Source organism: Limnohabitans sp. Rim8 (assembly GCF_945869175.1).
Classification (GTDB): Bacteria; Pseudomonadota; Gammaproteobacteria; order Burkholderiales; family Burkholderiaceae_C; genus Limnohabitans_A.
In genome coordinates, this window is record NZ_CAMBNZ010000012.1 from 25,528 (window position 1) to 42,871 (window position 17,344).

Annotated in this window: 14 protein-coding genes and 1 pseudogene; 7 read left to right on the plus strand and 8 right to left on the minus strand. The window is 58.2% G+C overall.

Annotated elements, in window-relative coordinates:
• Window positions 1–65 precede the first annotated feature (65 nt).
• A complete protein-coding gene (gene aceE / locus Q0O19_RS03440; RefSeq protein WP_295520091.1) occupies window positions 66–2,777 on the minus strand; it encodes a pyruvate dehydrogenase (acetyl-transferring), homodimeric type in 2,712 nt (903 codons plus the stop codon).
• 172 nt (window positions 2,778–2,949) lie between these two features.
• On the opposite strand from aceE, the gene Q0O19_RS03445 reads away from it, so the two are divergent.
• From Q0O19_RS03445 to Q0O19_RS03465, 5 genes are all read left to right on the plus strand, one after another.
• Window positions 2,950–5,481: a PAS domain S-box protein gene (locus Q0O19_RS03445; protein ID WP_295520092.1), complete on the plus strand. Its 2,532-nt coding sequence runs from the start codon at window positions 2,950–2,952 to the stop codon at window positions 5,479–5,481.
• Window positions 5,478–6,104 carry a response regulator transcription factor gene (locus Q0O19_RS03450; protein ID WP_295520093.1) on the plus strand — a complete coding sequence of 209 codons (627 nt, stop codon included), beginning with the start codon at window positions 5,478–5,480 and terminating at the stop codon, window positions 6,102–6,104. Before Q0O19_RS03445 ends, Q0O19_RS03450 begins: the two co-directional genes overlap by 4 nt.
• A 78-nt stretch (window positions 6,105–6,182) precedes the next feature.
• A complete protein-coding gene (gene folD / locus Q0O19_RS03455) occupies window positions 6,183–7,034 on the plus strand; it encodes a bifunctional methylenetetrahydrofolate dehydrogenase/methenyltetrahydrofolate cyclohydrolase FolD (RefSeq protein WP_295520094.1) in 852 nt (283 codons plus the stop codon).
• 98 nt (window positions 7,035–7,132) lie between these two features.
• Complete coding sequence (locus tag Q0O19_RS03460; RefSeq protein WP_295520095.1) at window positions 7,133–9,172, plus strand: M3 family metallopeptidase; 2,040 nt, start codon at window positions 7,133–7,135, stop codon at window positions 9,170–9,172.
• 8 nt (window positions 9,173–9,180) lie between these two features.
• Window positions 9,181–9,564: a DUF2237 domain-containing protein gene (locus Q0O19_RS03465; protein ID WP_295520096.1), complete on the plus strand. Its 384-nt coding sequence runs from the start codon at window positions 9,181–9,183 to the stop codon at window positions 9,562–9,564.
• A 332-nt stretch (window positions 9,565–9,896) separates the two neighbouring features.
• On the opposite strand, the gene Q0O19_RS03470 is transcribed toward Q0O19_RS03465, so the two are convergent.
• From Q0O19_RS03470 to Q0O19_RS03500, 7 genes and pseudogenes are all read right to left on the minus strand, one after another.
• The gene (locus Q0O19_RS03470) at window positions 9,897–10,931 is read right to left on the minus strand and encodes a MaoC family dehydratase N-terminal domain-containing protein (RefSeq protein ID WP_295520098.1); all 1,035 of its coding nucleotides are present in this window, start codon (window positions 10,929–10,931) and stop codon (window positions 9,897–9,899) included.
• Window positions 10,932–10,949: 18 nt separating this feature from the next.
• Window positions 10,950–11,171, minus strand: coding sequence for an acetyl-CoA carboxylase biotin carboxyl carrier protein subunit (locus tag Q0O19_RS03475; protein ID WP_295520099.1), 222 nt, complete (start codon window positions 11,169–11,171; stop codon window positions 10,950–10,952).
• Between the two features lie 11 nt (window positions 11,172–11,182).
• Window positions 11,183–11,779: pseudogene (locus tag Q0O19_RS03480) on the minus strand (hypothetical protein).
• Window positions 11,780–11,788: 9 nt separating this feature from the next.
• Window positions 11,789–12,115, minus strand: a complete 327-nt coding sequence (locus Q0O19_RS03485) for a biotin carboxylase N-terminal domain-containing protein (RefSeq protein ID WP_295520100.1) — start codon at window positions 12,113–12,115, stop codon at window positions 11,789–11,791.
• Window positions 12,116–12,129: 14 nt separating this feature from the next.
• Window positions 12,130–13,401 carry a CoA transferase gene (locus Q0O19_RS03490; protein ID WP_295520102.1) on the minus strand — a complete coding sequence of 424 codons (1,272 nt, stop codon included), beginning with the start codon at window positions 13,399–13,401 and terminating at the stop codon, window positions 12,130–12,132.
• A gap of 4 nt (window positions 13,402–13,405) precedes the next feature.
• The gene (locus Q0O19_RS03495) at window positions 13,406–14,938 is read right to left on the minus strand and encodes a carboxyl transferase domain-containing protein (protein ID WP_295520104.1); all 1,533 of its coding nucleotides are present in this window, start codon (window positions 14,936–14,938) and stop codon (window positions 13,406–13,408) included.
• A 24-nt stretch (window positions 14,939–14,962) separates the two neighbouring features.
• Window positions 14,963–15,937, minus strand: a complete 975-nt coding sequence (locus tag Q0O19_RS03500; RefSeq protein ID WP_295520106.1) for a tripartite tricarboxylate transporter substrate binding protein — start codon at window positions 15,935–15,937, stop codon at window positions 14,963–14,965.
• Between the two features lie 150 nt (window positions 15,938–16,087).
• Between Q0O19_RS03500 and Q0O19_RS03505 the strand changes: the two genes are divergently transcribed.
• Together Q0O19_RS03505 and Q0O19_RS03510 are read left to right on the plus strand one after the other, a co-directional pair.
• On the plus strand, window positions 16,088–16,561 hold the full coding sequence (locus Q0O19_RS03505; protein ID WP_295520107.1) for a MarR family transcriptional regulator: 474 nt from the start codon (window positions 16,088–16,090) through the stop codon (window positions 16,559–16,561).
• A 203-nt stretch (window positions 16,562–16,764) separates the two neighbouring features.
• The coding region (locus Q0O19_RS03510; protein ID WP_295520109.1) for a putative sulfate exporter family transporter at window positions 16,765–17,344 on the plus strand (580 nt) is incomplete at its 3' end.

Below are 17,344 nucleotides of genomic sequence, written 5' to 3' on the forward strand. Positions count from 1 at the left end.
TGTGTCTCGCTTTTTCAGTTGAGGACAGAAAAATACCGTTTCGGTCTGTCCGGCAAAGTTTCAGGTTATGCGTACAGAGGATTGATCTTGTCGGCATTGATGCCGTATCTTTGGATCGCCTCGGCCACTTGTGTGGCGGGCACAGCACCGTCTTCACTCAGTGCTTTGAGGGCGGCCACCACAATGTAGTGGCGGTTGACCTCGAAGTGCTCACGCAATTTGCTGCGAAAATCGGATCGGCCAAAACCGTCGGTGCCCAAAACTTTGTAGGTTCGGCCCGTACCGTCCGCATTTTTTGGAATGAACGGACGGATCTGCTCGGCATAGGCTTTCATGTAGTCGGTCGAAGCGACCACAGGTCCCTTGTGCTGGGCCAATTGTTGACCCACAAAGGACACGCGAGGGGTTTCCATGGGGTGCAGCATGTTGTGCCGTTCGGCGTCTTGGCCGTCACGGGTGAGCTCGTTGAAGCTGGGGCAGCTCCACACATCGGCTTGAATGCCCCAGTCGGTGGCCAGCAGCGTTTGCGCGGCAATGGATTCACGCAAGATGGTGCCCGAGCCCAGCAGTTGCACCCGCTTGTCGCCCGCAGCGCCAGGCTTGCACAAATACATGCCCTTGATGATTTGTTCTTCAGTGCCGGGTGTGAGGCCAGGCATGGGGTAGTTTTCGTTGAGCAGCGTCAGGTAGTAGAAGACGTTGTCTTGCTTCTCGACCATGCGCTTCAAACCGTGGTGCAGGATGACGCCGACTTCGTGCGCGAAGGTGGGGTCATAAGACACGCAGTTGGGAATGGTGTTGGCCATGATGTGGCTGTGACCGTCTTCGTGCTGCAGGCCTTCGCCGTTCAAGGTGGTGCGACCCGATGTGCCGCCCAACAAGAAGCCGCGTGCCTGCATGTCGCCCGCAGCCCATGCCAAGTCGCCAATGCGCTGGAAGCCAAACATCGAGTAGTAAACGTAGAACGGCACCATGATGCGGTTGCTGGTCGAGTAGCTGGTGGCTGCGGCAATCCAGCTGGACATGCCACCAGCTTCGTTGATGCCCTCTTGCAAGATTTGGCCTGCCACATCCTCTTTGTAGTACATCACCTGGTCTTTGTCGACGGGTGTGTACTGCTGACCAGCGGGGTTGTAAATTCCGATCTGGCGGAACAAACCTTCCATGCCAAACGTGCGGGCTTCGTCCACCAAAATCGGCACCACGCGCGGCCCCAAGGCTTGGTCACGCAAAAGCTGGGTTAGGAAGCGCACATAGGCTTGTGTGGTTGAGATTTCACGGCCCTCGGCCGTGGGCTCCATCACCGATTTGAAGATGTCCAACGTAGGCACCGTGAAGTGCTCATCGGCTTTTGTTCGTCGGTGTGGCAAGTAGCCGCCCAAGGCCTTGCGGCGATCGTGCAGGTACCGCATTTCCGGGGTGTCGTCCGCGGGCTTGTAAAAAGGCACATTGGCCAACTCACTGTCGGGCACCGGGATGTTGAAGCGGTCACGCATGTAGCGGATGTCGTCGTCTGTGAGTTTTTTGGTTTGGTGAACGTTGTTCTTGCCCTCACCCGCTTTGCCCATGCCAAAACCTTTGACGGTTTTGATCAGCAACACAGTGGGTTGGTCTTTGTGGTTCACCGCTTGGTGGTAGGCGGCATAAACCTTTTGCGGGTCATGACCGCCACGCTTCAAGTTCCAAATCTCGTCGTCGCTCATGTGCGCCACCATCTCGAGGGTGCGCGGATCGCGACCAAAGAAGTGCTTGCGCACATAAGCGCCATCGTTGGCTTTGAAGGCTTGGAAGTCGCCATCCAAGGTGTCCATCATGATCTTGCGCAAAGCGCCATCCTTGTCGCGCGCCAAGAGCTTGTCCCACTCGCTGCCCCACAAGAGCTTGATGACATTCCAGCCAGAGCCGCGGAATTCGCCTTCGAGTTCTTGCACGATCTTGCCGTTGCCCCGCACAGGGCCGTCCAAGCGTTGCAAGTTGCAGTTGACAACAAAAATCAAGTTGTCGAGCTTCTCACGAGCCGCCAAACCAATGGCGCCCAAGGACTCCACTTCGTCCATCTCACCGTCGCCGCAAAATACCCACACCTTGCGGTTTTCGGTGTTGGCAATGCCCCGGGCATGCAAGTACTTCAAAAAGCGGGCTTGGTAGATGGCCATCAATGGGCCCAAACCCATCGATACCGTGGGAAACTGCCAGAACTCCGGCATGAGTTTGGGGTGGGGGTAGCTCGACAATCCTTTGCCATCCACTTCTTGACGGAAGTTGAGCAACTGCTCTTCGGTCAAACGCCCTTCTAAATATGCACGGGCATAAACGCCGGGAGACACATGGCCTTGGATGTACAGACAATCACCACCGTGGGAGTCGTTTTCGGCGTGCCAAAAGTGGTTAAAGCCGGCACCAAACATGTGGGCCAAGGATGCGAATGAGCCAATGTGACCGCCAAGATCGCCGCCGTCAGCGGGGTTGTGGCGGTTGGCCTTGACCACCATCGCCATCGCGTTCCAGCGCATGTAAGCGCGCAGGCGCTCTTCAATTTCGATGTTGCCGGGACAATGGGCTTCTTGATCGGGCTCAATCGTATTGATATAACCGGTCGTTGCAGAAAACGGCATGTCGATGCTGTTTTCGCGTGCATGTTCGAGCAATTGTTCAATCAAGAAGTGCGCCCGTTCGCCCCCTTGTTTCTCGATGACTGCGGACAGCGCGTCCATCCATTCACGTGTTTCTTGGCTGTCCAAATCCTGCGCCGGCCGATGAGGTGTTCCCGCGGTCATGATTGTCTCCTGTGGGTATAGTTTGAAAATGATGCCCCAATTTTCACATATATTTTTAAATTTTTCAAATCGTGCTTAATGATTTTGCATAGTGAAATATTCAAGTGAATTTACCTTGCAAGCGCGAATGTCTAGGGCAAATCCCCAAGGGTTGTCACCTAAACTCGAATGCATGGAATTGAACAAAGCAGCATCTGTTGTCCAGAAAGTCGGCCCTTGGGCGTGGTGGCTCTCGTGGTGGCGAAGTCAATCGCCCAACCGGCAGGACCGGTTTGCCAATTTGGCCCCTGTTGCGGCCGTGGTACTTTTCCTGGCGGCGATCGCCAGCGCCTTTTGGTACCTGCGTTTTGAAGAAATTGAACGCGAACAAGAAGCCATCAAACGCGACGTTGAATACGCGCAGCAGCGCTTGCGTTTGCGTTTGCTGGAGCGACAAGAACAAGTGATGCGATTGGCGCGTGATGTGTCCAACCGAGAGATCAAAACCGAGCAATTTCTGTCCCGGGCCGAAGCCTTGGTGCAGCAATACCCCGAATTTCTATCTCTGACCTGGATAGACGATCGCCGCCGTATCTTGGCCAACCAAAGCGTATCGAGCATATCGCCCAGCCAACATTTGCGCGCTGGCTCGGTCCTCAAAGTGGGCGAAACCGAAAGCCACTTCAGCCTGGCCCGCGACTTGATGCAACCCATCTACGGTCAAATCGACAGCGAGGCCGATCGGGATGCCCAAATGGCGGTCTTGCAACTGCATTCGCCACTGAGCAATGACCAAGGGCGGTTCAACGGTGTGATCTTGGCCGAATACAGCATGGAGGGCCTGCTGCGTTACGGGGTGCCCACCGAAGTGCTGGCCAAATACGCGGTGGCACTGCAAGACGGCAATGGCCGCCTGTTGGCTGGACAGACCATTGCGGGACGCATCGCCTTGTGGAATTTGCTGCCCGGCAGCGATAAACCCAACAACGACTACCAAGTGCCGGTGTCCCCCGTCGGCAACGATCTCATTTTGAAGGCCCAAGCCTGGCGAACTTCGCAAGGCCTGGTGGGCAGCGGCTTGTTTTGGCTGGTGAGCATGTTGAGCGTGATGACCGCTTGGATGCTGATCGGCAACTGGCGCCACACCCGTCGGCGTATCCAAGCTCAAAAAGCCTTGGTCGCCGAAACCAACTTTCGCCGCGCCATGGAAAACTCCATGTTGACCGGCATGCGTGCGCTCGACCTGCGCGGACGCATTACCTACGTGAACCCCGCTTTTTGCCAAATGACGGGTTGGAACGAGTCTGACTTGGTGGGCGCTGTGGCGCCATTTCCCTATTGGCCCGAACAAGACCGCGAGCTGCTCACCCAAAGGCTGGAAGAAGAAATCAGTGGTCAACACTCGGCTGGGGGATTTCAAGTTCGTGTGAAGCGAAAAAGTGGGCAATTGTTCGATGCCCGCATGTACGTGTCGCCCTTGATCGATGCCACGGGCAAGCAAACGGGCTGGATGACTTCGATGACCGACATCACCGAGCCCAACCGCATCCGGCAACAATTGGCCAGCTCACATGAACGCTTCACCATCGTCTTGGAAGCCTTGGATGCATCGGTGTCGGTGGCACCACTGGGAAGCGAGGAGTTGCTCTTTGCCAACAAGTTGTACCGACTGTGGTTTGGCCAAAACACCCAAGGCCATTTGCGCTTGGTTCAGCAAGCGGGGGCATCCCAAAGTCCGCCCCCTTCAGATGATGTGGATGACATGGCGGGTCTTCCCACGGAAAGCCTGACCATCACGCGCTCAGAAAACGCCGAAATTTATGTCGCTGAACTGGGCAAATGGCTGGAAGTTCGATCACGTTACATCAATTGGGCGGATGGCCGATTGGCCCAAATGGTGATTGCCAGCGACATCACGCCCAGACGTCAAGCAGAGGAGTTGGCTGCCCAGCAAGCCGAGCGGGCACAAACGGCCAGCCGCTTGATCACCATGGGCGAGATGGCCTCCAGCGTGGCGCATGAGCTGAACCAACCGCTCACGGCCATCAGCAACTACTGCAGTGGCATGATCTCTCGCATCAAAACCCAGCAAGTCAAAGAAGAAGACTTGCTGTGGGCGCTCGATAAAACCGCCCGCCAGGCGCAGCGGGCGGGGCAAATCATTTTGCGCATCCGCAGTTTCGTCAAACGCAGCGAACCCAACAGAAGCTTGTCGGATGTGTCGGCCATGGTCAGCGAATCCTTGGAACTGGCCGAAATCGAAATGCGCCGTCGCCATGTGCGCTTGACCCACCATGTGGCAGCCCGATTGCCGCAGCTGACGGTCGACCCCATCCTGATCGAACAGGTGCTCATCAACTTGATGAAAAATGCAGCGGAATCCATTGACAACGCCAATCGGCCCGATGGACAGCGCCAAGTTGAACTGCGCATCGTGCCCAAGCAAATTGACAACCAGCAGGTGGTGGAGTTTTCTGTCTCCGACACGGGTCAAGGCTTACCGCCAGAAGACATAGAGCGGGTCTATGAAGCCTTTTTCTCGACCAAGGTGGAAGGCATGGGCATTGGCCTCAATTTGTGCCGCAGCATCATTGAATCTCATCGGGGCAGGATCGTTGCCGAGAACCTCTACAATGCCAGCGGTGTGTGCGGTTGCCGGTTTTCCTTCTGGATTCCGGTCGAAAACACTTTGGCCCAACAACAACCCACTGGGATAGAAGAATGAGTTTGATTCCAAAAAAAGGCACTGTTTACGTTGTGGACGATGACGAAGCGGTGCGGGACTCTTTGCAGTGGTTGCTTGAAGGCAAGGATTATCGGGTTCGTTGTTTTGACAGTGCAGAATCCTTCATCGGCCGCTATGACCCCCGCGAAGTGGCCTGCTTGATTGCCGACATCCGCATGGGCGGGATGACCGGACTGGAACTGCAAGACCGTTTGATTGAGCGCAAGTCGCCTTTGCCCATTGTGTTCATCACGGGTCACGGTGACGTGCCCATGGCGGTCAACACCATGAAAAAAGGCGCGATGGATTTCATCCAGAAGCCGTTCAAGGAAGAAGAACTTTTGAGCTTGGTCGAGCGCATGCTCGACGAAGCGCGCGATGCCTTCGCTGAATATCAAAGTGCCGCCAGCCGGGATGCTTTGTTGTCCAAGTTGACGGGCCGTGAAGCACAGGTTCTGGAGCGCATCGTGGCGGGCCGACTGAACAAGCAGATCGCTGACGACCTGGGCATCAGCATCAAAACAGTGGAGGCACACCGCGCCAACATCATGGAAAAGCTCAACGCCAACACGGTGGCCGACCTGCTCAAAATTGCCCTGGGTCAAAACGCACCCAAGGCCTGATCTTTCGCCCTCTCCCCAAAACGCCCGCATCCGCCGGGCGTTTTGCGTTCAACTTTTTGACTGGATCGAACCCCACACATGACTGCTCACACCATCGACGGCAATGCCCTGTCAAAACAGCTGCGTACCGAAGTGGCCGCCCGCACCCAAGCTCTGAAGGCCAAAGGCGTGACCCCAGGCCTGGCCGTGGTGTTGGTGGGCGACAACGCGGCCAGTCAGGTGTATGTGCGCAACAAGGTCAAGGCCTGCGAGGACAGCGGTTTGCATTCGGTGCTTGAAAGGTACGACGCCAAATTGACCGAATCCGACTTGCTCGCCCGTGTGCATGCCCTCAACCAGGACCCCAGCATCCATGGCATTTTGGTCCAGCTGCCTTTGCCTGGGCATATGGATGCGCAAAAAGTGATCGAAGCCATCAGTCCTGCCAAAGACGTGGACGGTTTTCACATCGCCAGTGCTGGGGCCTTGATGACGGGCATGCCCGGGTTTTGGCCTTGTACGCCCTTTGGTTGTATGAAGATGCTCGAAAGCATTGGTTATGACCTGAAGGGCAAGCATGCGGTGGTGATCGGGCGCAGCAACATTGTGGGCAAACCCATGGCGCTGATGCTTTTGCAAAAGAACGCGACGGTGACGATTTGCCACAGTGCCACCCCAGACCTCAAAGCCATGACCTTGCAAGCCGATGTGATTGTGGCTGCGGTGGGCAAGCGCAATGTCTTGACGGCCGACATGGTCAAACCCGGTGCGGTGGTGCTCGATGTGGGCATGAACCGCAATGACGAAGGCAAGCTGTGCGGTGACGTGGACTTTGAAGGCGTGAAACAAGTCGCCAGCCACATCACGCCTGTCCCGGGCGGTGTCGGCCCAATGACCATCACCATGCTGCTGGTCAATACCCTTGAGGCTGCAGAACGCGCCGCCAACTGATAAAACTATACAAGGCTTGAGTTGTGTCATTCCGCGCTGGACCCGCGGTGCATGGCTTGAGCATCCAACGCCTTGATTGAACTGACTCTGGATAACCCATGACCAACCCATTGCTTGACACGTCTGTCCTGCCCCTTTTTGACCGCATTGCACCCGACCATGTCGCCCCCGCTTTGGATGAGCTTCTCAAGAACGCCGAGCAGGCATTGGACCAAGTCACGGCGCAAGACTTCCCTGCAGACTGGACGGCCATTGCACAAATTTTGGGTGTGGCCACCGAACGCCTGGGCATGGCCTGGGGGGCTGTGAGCCACCTCAACAGCGTGGCCGACACCCCCGAGTTGCGCGCGGCTTACAACGCGGCGCTGCCCCGAGTGACCGAGTTCTGGACCCGATTGGGCAGCGATGAGCGCCTGTATGCCAAATACAAAGCCATTGACGCAACCAGCCTCAATACCGAACAGACGCAAGCCCGCAAAAACGCTCTGCGCGCCTTTGTATTGGGCGGTGCCGAACTGCAAGGCCCAGCCAAAGAGCGCTACGCTGCGATTCAGGAGCGGCTGGCTGAAATCACTCAGAAGTTCAGCGAAAACACACTCGACGCGACAGACAGCTTTGCCCTTGTCGTGAGCGAAGACCAAATGAAGGGCGTGCCCGCCGATGTGCTGCAGGCCACGCGCGACGCAGCCCAAAAAGAGGGTCAAGAGGGCCACCGCTTGAGCCTAAAAATGCCGGTTTATTTGCCGGTGATGCAGTTTGCCGACAGCAGTGCTTTGCGCGAGCAGCTCTACAAAGCCCACGTCACCCGAGCCTCTGACCAGGCGCCAGAAGAGGCTCGGAAATTCGACAACACGCCCTTGATGCAGGAAATTCTGGCCTTGCGCCAAGAAGAAGCCCGTCTGCTCGGTTTTGACAACTATGCCCAGGTGTCGGTCGTGCCCAAAATGGCGGAGTCCCCGGAGAAAGTCATCGCCTTTTTGCGCGATTTGGCGGCCAAAGCCCGTCCTTTTGCAGAAAAAGACCTGGCCGATTTGCGTGAGTTCGCTGCCGGCGCTTTGGGCATCGGCGGACCGCTCAACGCTTGGGACGTGCCTTACATCAGCGAAAAGCTCAAGGAAGCCCGTTACAGCTTCAGCGAGCAAGAGGTCAAGCCCTACTTTACGGCACCCAAAGTGCTGGCCGGTTTGTTCAAAATCATTGAAACCCTGTTTGAGGTGAATATCCGGACTGACCAAGCCCCGGGTTGGCACCCCGCCGTGGCGTTTTACCGCATCGAGCGCGATGGCCAGTTGCTTGGACAGTTCTACCTGGACCCACCTGCACGTTCGGGCAAACGCGGTGGGGCTTGGATGGACGATGTGCGCGGTCGCTGGCAGCGCCCGGACACCGGTGCCTTGCAAACGCCTGTGGCGCACCTGGTGTGCAACTTCGCAGAGGGCGTGAACGGCCATCCGCCCTTGCTCACCCATGACGACGTGATCACCCTCTTCCACGAGTTTGGTCACGGCCTGCACCACATGCTCACTCAGGTGAATGAACGCGATGTCTCGGGCATCAGTGGCGTGGAATGGGACGCGGTGGAGTTGCCCAGCCAGTTCATGGAAAACTTTTGCTGGGAATGGTCGGTGTTGCGCCACATGACATCGCATGTGGAAACAGGCGAGCCGCTGCCCCGCGCCTTGTTCGACAAAATGCTGGCGGCCAAGAACTTCCAAAGTGGCCTGCAAACCCTGCGCCAGATCGAGTTTTCAATGTTTGACATGTTGGTTCACTCCGAACATGACCCCGCACAAGACTTTATGCCGCTGTTGACTCAGGTGCGTGAGGAAGTGGCGGTGATGCGCCCGCCTGCCTTCAACCGCATGGTCCACACCTTCAGCCACATCTTTGCCGGCGGTTATGCGGCCGGTTACTACAGCTACAAATGGGCCGAGGTGCTCAGTGCTGACGCTTACGCTGCGTTTGAGGAAACGGCCGCCGATGATGGCACCCCCAATGTGGCAACCGGGCGTTTGTACCGCCAAGCGATTTTGGAAGCGGGTGGCAGCCGACCAGCGCTGGAGTCCTTCAAGGCTTTTCGGGGTCGGGAGCCCAGCCTGAACGCCTTGTTGCGACACCAAGGCATGGTCGCGGCCTGAGTCCTTCCATGAGCCAAAACGCCTTGAATGTCTTGGGGAGCCCTTTGGTTCCTTGTTCTTATGACCCGCTCACCGGTTATTACCGCGATGGCTGCTGCAATACCGATGCGCAGGACCAGGGCAGCCATGTGGTGTGCGCGAAAGTCACGCAAGCATTCTTGGACTTTTCACTGAATCGGGGCAACGACCTGATCACGCCTCGCCCGGATTACCGTTTTGCTGGATTGAAAGCGGGTGACCGCTGGTGCTTGTGCTCGCTGCGATGGAAAGAGGCGTGGGAGTCCGGTGTGGCACCCCCGGTTGTGCTGGCCTGCACGCATGAACGTGCGCTTGACTTCGTGACGTTGGCGCAATTGAAGTCTTCTGATCTGGATGAGCATGGGGGCCCATAAAAAAAAGCACCGAGCGTTACCGCTAAATGCTTATTTTTTCTACCGAATTTGGCAGGCGCGACTAGATTCGAACTAGCGACCCCCACCATGTCAAGGGGCATTACGCGGTGAAAAGCAGGTGCTTTCTTAATTATATCTAAGTGAAATAATTCTATGCTTAGGATCTGCATCAAGTAAGTTAGATGTCTAAAGGCCTCGAAACTTAGACTCCAAATGGCATCCACGAATTACGGGGCGATTCACTTACCAACTGAGGCACATTACTTTCTGCCTTTCAATTGAAATTGCCATCGATCACACTCGCCATCTAAGACCAGTACTGAATCTCCCCGTCAGTCGCCAACTAGACGGACCACAACCGTCTGCCGCTCGGTGACCAGCGGCCGGCCGCTGGCCTCTGAGTAGCGGTTCAGGGTCTCGAAGAAAATCATGTCGCCGCCGCGCTTGCCGCTGCGCCGCCGCGCCCCGACCAGTGTGCTGTCGGCGTGGATGCGCTCGCCGGCACACGCCAGCGAATGGATCGCGACCCGGTTACCGGCATTCATGCCGCCAGCGGGGTCGATGCCGAACATATGGGCCAGGTCGCGGCCGACTTCGTTAACACCCTCGCGGCCTTGCGAGCGCGGATCTTCGCTCAAGGGCAGCGCGCCCGGCAGGGCTTCGATACCATGCAGGGGGAAAAGCGGCGGGGCCACCACACAGCCCCAAGGGGACGCCGCGCCCGCTTGCGCGTCGAAGTGCTTGGGAGGCAGGCCCATCACCGCGTCGGCAAACAGCCGTAGCCGACTCAGGTCGATGGAATAATGCGATTCACGAGCATCGATCTGAGTGCCAAGGAGTCGGCTAATATGTTCTGCCGTCGCAGCGTCGGGCGGTGACGTCGCGAGCGGCAGGCCCATGCCATCGGGCGCGGCGATGCCGATGGCGTTGAGCACGGGAACGCCCGATATATTTTGCACCACCACCGCCTTGCCGCGCGCGGTGACCTCGCCCCGGTCGGTGTTAAGAATCTCTACATCCACCGACACAAAAATCCGGCCGTCCAGCACCTGGCTGCCCGTGACAACGCCCTGCACACGCAGCTTGTCGCCGACGTAGTCAGGGCCGATGAACTGGTAGTCCACGCGCCAGGGCCAGGCGCAGGGCATGGCTTCGGTCAGGAATTGCACGATCAAGTGCTGCTTCAGGGCGCCGTTGATCACCGGGGCATCAAGCCTAGCAACGTCTTGGCAGAACTGCTGGTCGAAATGAATCTTGTCCCAGTTCTGCTGCGCGGCAAGCCAGCGCAGGATGTGGGTGCTGGTGAAGCGCTGCTTATCGAGGTTGGGCAGGGGGGTGCCCGGCAGCAGCGAGGCGGTGGAGGTCATGGTAATCACGAAAGTCCTTCAGCTTTTGAGAATCGCCACTAACTGGCCGTCTTCGACGGCATCGCCCTCGGCCACAAGCAGCTCGATGACGGTGCCTCCCTCTTCGCTGCACACTGGGATTTCCATCTTCATCGACTCGACGATCATCACCGGCTCGTTGGCGTCCACCTTCGAACCGGCAGGGACCTCAATTTTCCAGACCTTGCCCGTGACTTCTGACTTGACTTCAATGCGTGCCATATTTTTTCTCCTTAAGTGATGGTGCTTGTTTCTGTGTTCGTGGTAGCCGCTGCCTGCTTCGCCGCCTTGGCCCGGCGAGTGTTCATTTCCAGGAAATTGAAATTGCCTGCGCCGTCATTCAGAGTCTCCACCGTGCCGATCACGTCGAAGCCAAGTTGGTCCAAGATGCGAGTGATGGTCTCCGCTGCGGCGGCCACTTCGGCGCGCGCGATGACGGGGGCGCCCGCCTCCTCGATCACCTTCTGGTGCCGCCGCTGGATCGAACAGTCTCGCTCGAACAATTGGCGTATATTTTCATGGCTGTCGGCTAGGATTTGAAATTAGACATGGCGCGGCCGCTCAACCAGGCGCTCTAGATACAATTCTGCACTGTCAAGGCTGCGTTGCGCGAGCGAGCGGGTCCGCTCCACGGCTTGCAGCAGTTGTGCATCATCGCCTACGGCCGACATGCCGTTACCGTCGCCGCCCGCCGGCTTAACGAATACAGAATAAACCCGCGCTGCCTCGGTCAAGGTGAGGGCGTCGTCGGTGTTGAACAGCCCCGAGCTCACACCCATGGGCATGCCATGGGCATCTATCAGATCGCGCGCGAGAGTCTTGTGGCCCATGGCTTCGACTCAGCGCGGGCTGGGGCCGTTGAAGCTCGCCCCGCTTTCGTTGACGCGTTGCGCGAAGCCCGCATTCTTTAACAGGAAGCCATAGCCCGGATGCAGGCCGTCGGCGGCGGATCGCTTGAGCACATCGAACAGCACCTCCTGGTTAAAGAAGCTGGCGCGTGGATCTGACGCACCGATGGCGCAGCTCTTGTCGGCCAAACCGATGCAGGGCAGCTCCCTGACGGCCTTGGAATAAACCGCCACAGTTTTAATGCCCTGCCCCTTCAGGGTGCGCAGCACGCGGGCGGCGACCGCACTAAGGTTGGTAACGACTACTTTTTTGAACATGCTGCGCTCTTGGTTCAGCCAGTCGCGGTCTTAGATGTTTTAGTGTGCGTCGATGCGACGCCCGTCTCGCCGCACCACACGGCGCCCGAAGCGGCAAGGCGATCGACTTCCAAATCGCTCAGACCCAAGTCGCGCACTAGCACGTCACGCGTGTCCTCACCAATGCCCGAGCCGGCCTTGACAATCTGCCCGGGCGTGCGCGACATCTTGGGTACGACGCCCGTCATGGTCACCTCGCCAATCTTCGGATGCGGAATTTTCATCAACATCTCGCGCGCTCTGTAATGCTGGTCCTCGAAGATGTCGGCGATTGTATTCACGCGAGACACGGGCACCTCGGCCTCGATCAACAGGCGCTCTACCTCGTCTGCGCTGCGCTTGGATGTCCAATCCGTGACTAAGCCGTCGACCTCTTCCACGCGCTCGCCGCGCGCGCGCTGAGTGGCGTAGCGAGGGTCAGTACCCCATTCGGCACGGCCCATGATTTTGGCCAACCGCCTGAAGATGGCGTCATTATTGGCGCCGATTAAAACCCAGTGGTTGTCGTTAGTCGGGTATAGGCTGTTGGGCGCCGTGTTCATCAGGCGAGGTCCCTGACGGGTGGGGATGGCGCCGGTGCGATCATACGATGGCACGACTTCTTCCATCTGGGAGAATGCGCTTTCGTAAAGCGCAACGTCAATCATCTGGCCCAGGCCGCTGCGCGTGCGTTCATACAGCGCCATAACAGCTCCGAAGGCGGCGTAGACAGCGGTGAGGTAGTCGGTCGTAGGCAAGGCGCAGCGCGCAGGCGGCCGGTCGGGATCACCGGTGAGGTGGCGCACACCGGCCACGGCTTCGCAGATAGCGCCATAGCCCGGCAGGTCGCGGTAAGGGCCGGTCTGACCATAGCCGCTGATACGCACCGTCACCAGGCCAGGGTTACGCTTTCGCAGTACCTCCTCGCCTAGGCCTAGGCGGTCGAGCACGCCGGGGCGGAAGTTCTCCACCAGCACATCAGCCTTATCGAGCAGCCGCAGCGCGATGTCGCGACCCTCTGGGTTCTTCAGGTCGAGCACAATGGCGCGCTTGTTGCGATACATCGACGTGCCGTACAGCGAGACACCGTCCACCTGTGCGCCGAAGTTGCGGCCCGGGTCGCCCTCAGGCGATTCGATTTTGATGACATTGGCGCCAAAGTCGGCCATCAGGCGCGCGCAAACCGGGCCTGCGATCGTAGAGGACAGCTCGATGACGCGGTGCCCGCTTAGAGGGCCGCTCTGGTTCCTATTGGGTGATTCGGTCATGGTTTCAATAACTTGTGGGCCAGGTGCGCATCAGGTGCTGCCCGACGCCGTTGCTCATTCGCATGCGATGCACGTCCAGCACGCGGATAAGGTAGTCGCGTGTATCGGCCGGGTTAATGACAGCATGCACCGCGTTGGTGGCGGCCGCGTCGTAGGCCGTAGTACCCTTGCTCATCTCGGTGAGCAGTTGCTGGAAGCGCTCGGGGTCATTCTTCTCGGTTACGCCGTGAACAATGGTGACGGCGGATCGTGGGTCCATAAAGTTGAGTTCGGCGGTGAACCAGGCCACCACTTCGTCCGCATTGCCTGCGCCGCCCATGTTGAGCACCGCCTGGCCATAAGACTTGCGCATCGACACCGAAATCTTGGGCACGGTGACCAACGAGATCGCGTTCATCCAGTTCATCACCCGGCCAATCGCACCGGCACGCTCGCCCTCGACGCCGATTAGGAAGCCCGGCTGGTCCACCATGAAAATCAACGGGATATTGAACGAGTCGCACAGCACTAGGAAGCTCACGACCTTGTTGCAGCTGTCGGGATCGATGGCGCCGCCCTTGACGAAGGGATTGTTGGCGACGATGCCCACGGTCTTGCCGTCCAGGCGCGCCAGCGCGGTGACCACCGAGCGGCCGAAGCGGGACTTCAACTCGAACAGGCTGCCAGTATCGTAAATAATATTTAGTATTTTACGCACGTCATAAACTTTGGTTCTAGACTCGGGCAGTATCTCTAGGATACGGTGAGCCTCCTTGCCCGAATCGGGCGGCACCGGGTGTACCGGCGGCGTTTCCTTGTGGTGGCTGGGCAGGTAGGACAGGAAACGGCGCACCGCGTCCAGTGCCTGCTCGTCGGTGTCCACGGCCAGGTCGACCATGCCGGTGACTTCGGTGTGCAGCTTCCAGCCGCCCAGCTCTTCGGGATCGACCTCTTCGGAGATCGCCATCGAAGTCAGTCTGACACTGGAGACCGCCGTGATCGCGCCCTTGCGCATGACCACGAAGTCGCCTAACGCGGCATACCAAGACGACGAACCGTAGCAGTGGCCCAGAACGGCGGAGACCCAAGGCGTTTCGCGCATGCGCAGGTACTGCGTCGGGCGGTCGCCGCCAGTGATGGCGGCGGCCCCCATCACGTCGGGCATGCGTGCGCCGGTGGACTCCCCGAGAAAGACCATGGGCATACCGCGCCCAGTGGCAACCTTCTTGACGTGGCCGACCTTAGAGGTATTGACATCACTGCTGGACGCGCCCATCACCGTGAAGTCGTTGGACACAATCGCCACCTGGCGGCCATCTATGTGGGCGAAGCCGGCGATCTTGCCGTCGGCGGGCGACTTGTCGCGGGCCTCGGGACGCAGGGAAGTGGCGAACAGGCCCGACTCCATGAAGGTCCCGGCGTCAGCCAAGTGCTCGATTCGTTCGCGGGCATTCAGCAGGCCCAGGGCCTTGCGCTCGGCCAGCTTTTTCTCGCCCCCCATAGCCAAGGCCCGGGCTCGGCGCGCCTCGAACTCGGCCAGTTCTTTTTCAAATGCCATGTCAATTTCTTCCAGGAAAAGGATTTATTTCTTCACGAGGTGTGGCATGGTCTTGGCCACTTGCTGCCAGAACACCAGGTCCTTGCGCAACATCGCCTGGAATTCCTCCGGCTTGTTCCACGCCGACTCCGCGCCGACGGCACGGATCTTCTGGCCCATTTCGGGGCTGCTCATGATCTTCTGGGTGGCGGCGGCGATCCGGTCCGTGACAGGCTTGGGTGTGCCTGCCGGGGCCAGCAGGCCGTACCAAATGGCGACGTCGTAATCCACGCCCAATTCAGTCAAGGTTGGCACGTCGGGCAAGGAGCCAAGGCGCTTGCCAGTGGTGACCGCCAGCGCCTTAAGCTTACCGGCTTGGATGTGCGGTAGCAAGACAGGAACCAAGGCATAGACCATGTCGACCTGCCCAGATATCGCGTCGGTGGTGGCAGGTGCGCCGCCCTTATATGGAATGTGCAGCAGGCTGGTACCCGCCTTGGCGTTGAGCAGTTCGACGTACAGCTCGAGTTGCGCACTAGACACCGATATCTTGCCTGGGGAGGCCTTGGCCGCGGCCAGCAGCTCGCCGCCCGTGTTGAAAGGGGTCTTTGGATTGGCTGCAACAACGAAGGCCACGCGCGCGACGAGGCTGACTGCTTCAAGCGCGCTCAGATCGAATGGCGGGTTCGGGCCGAATACGGGATTCAGTACCTGGCTGTTGTTGCCGAACAGCAGCGTGTAGCCGTCAGCCTTGGACTTCACAACGGCCTCGGCACCGATGTTGGTGCCACCGCCGGGGCGGTTGTCGATGATGACCGTCTGACCCATTTCACGGGTGAGCTGCTCGGCGAACTGGCGCGCAATCAGGTCGGTGCTGCCGCCCGCCGGGTAGGGAACGACGATCTTGATGGGCTGGTTGGGAAATCGGTCCTGCGCGGCAGCAGGCTGGGCGGCAGCGGCCAAAAGCGCGATAGAACAGACGCTGGCGAGGAATCTCAGGACGCAAGTTAACGGCTTCATAAAGTGTCTCCAGTGTTGACAAGTGAGGGGCAGCAAGGCCACGACGACCCTTGGATTTCAAATCTACGCTGCGATGTATATATAGTCAACAGTGTGAACCATATGAGGATTTTTAGCGAGCCGCCGCAATGTGGATGCTATATTTCTTGCATGGTCACCAAGAAGCAAATTAATGCATTGAAAGAATCACGGCGCTACGGCATCGGTCGACTACTCCTCCTGGCGCGCCGCGACTTCATCTCCCGCCTTGCCGGCAAGATGAACGGCGAAGCCGACATGGTCATGCACGCGCGCGGCAGGCTACTGCCCTATATCGACGTCGACGGCACGCGCAGCATCGACCTGGCTCGCCGCATGGGCGTAACCAAACAGGCAGTGGCCCGAATGGTGAAAGAGCTGGAGGAAGAAGGCCTGCTCAGCCGCGAAGCAGACGACGCCGACGGCCGGGCCGCCCTCGTCAAGTTCACCGAAGTGGGACTGGATTACATGACCCGCATGCACAAATGCATCACGCAGATCGAGCGCGACTACGAACGCATGTTCGGCCAGCATAAGATGAAATTAGTGAGCGACACGCTCAGGTCGATTGCATATGCCAATGAGGACGCGGGTGATCTGGAGTGAGCAACACTGCCATTGCGGACTAGACTCAACAATGTTGAGAAGTAACAGCTTTAGGGCAATTGATTTATTAAGGAATTTCACGAGCCTTGATTTCAGACTCAAAAAATCCGACAAATCATCCGTAAATTTCCATTTTTGAGCAAGCTCAGCCACTCAATCGATCAAGGTGCCACTGAATTACCCCTTTACGCGCTCAGATCATCATGCTTAAAAAAATACGTCCTCTGCTTAGCACCCGATTGGTTCAGGGACAAGCTCTAGCAAAGACTTATTTACCAGGCATCATGACCTGCTTGGTGCTGGCATTAGCCGCTACTTTTTTAAGTAGCACGTACGGTGGACCACAGGTTCTTTATGCCCTGCTGATTGGCCTGTCGTTTCATTTCCTGGCAGCCTATCCTGCGATGGCCGTAGGCATTAATTTTTGCGGTCGTTCCCTGCTGCGAGTTGGAGTGGCCCTGCTGGGTGCACGTATCACCGCACCCCAGGTGGCAAGCCTGGGGCTTCAGACGGCGCTAGTTATCCTCGCGGCTGTTGCCATGACCATCTATCTGGGTGTTTTGCTGGCGAGCTGGCTAGGCAGGTCTCGTGAGGAAGGTTTGTTGTCTGGCTGCGCTGTAGGTATTTGCGGTGCATCGGCCGTGCTGGCCGTTTCATCCGTGCTGCCGGCCACGAAGGAAAACGAGCAGTTCACCTTGCTGGCGGTTGTCGGTGTCACGGTCATGTCGACGCTGGCCATGATTGCTTATCCGTTTGCCTTGCAGCAGCTAAACTTGTCAGCCA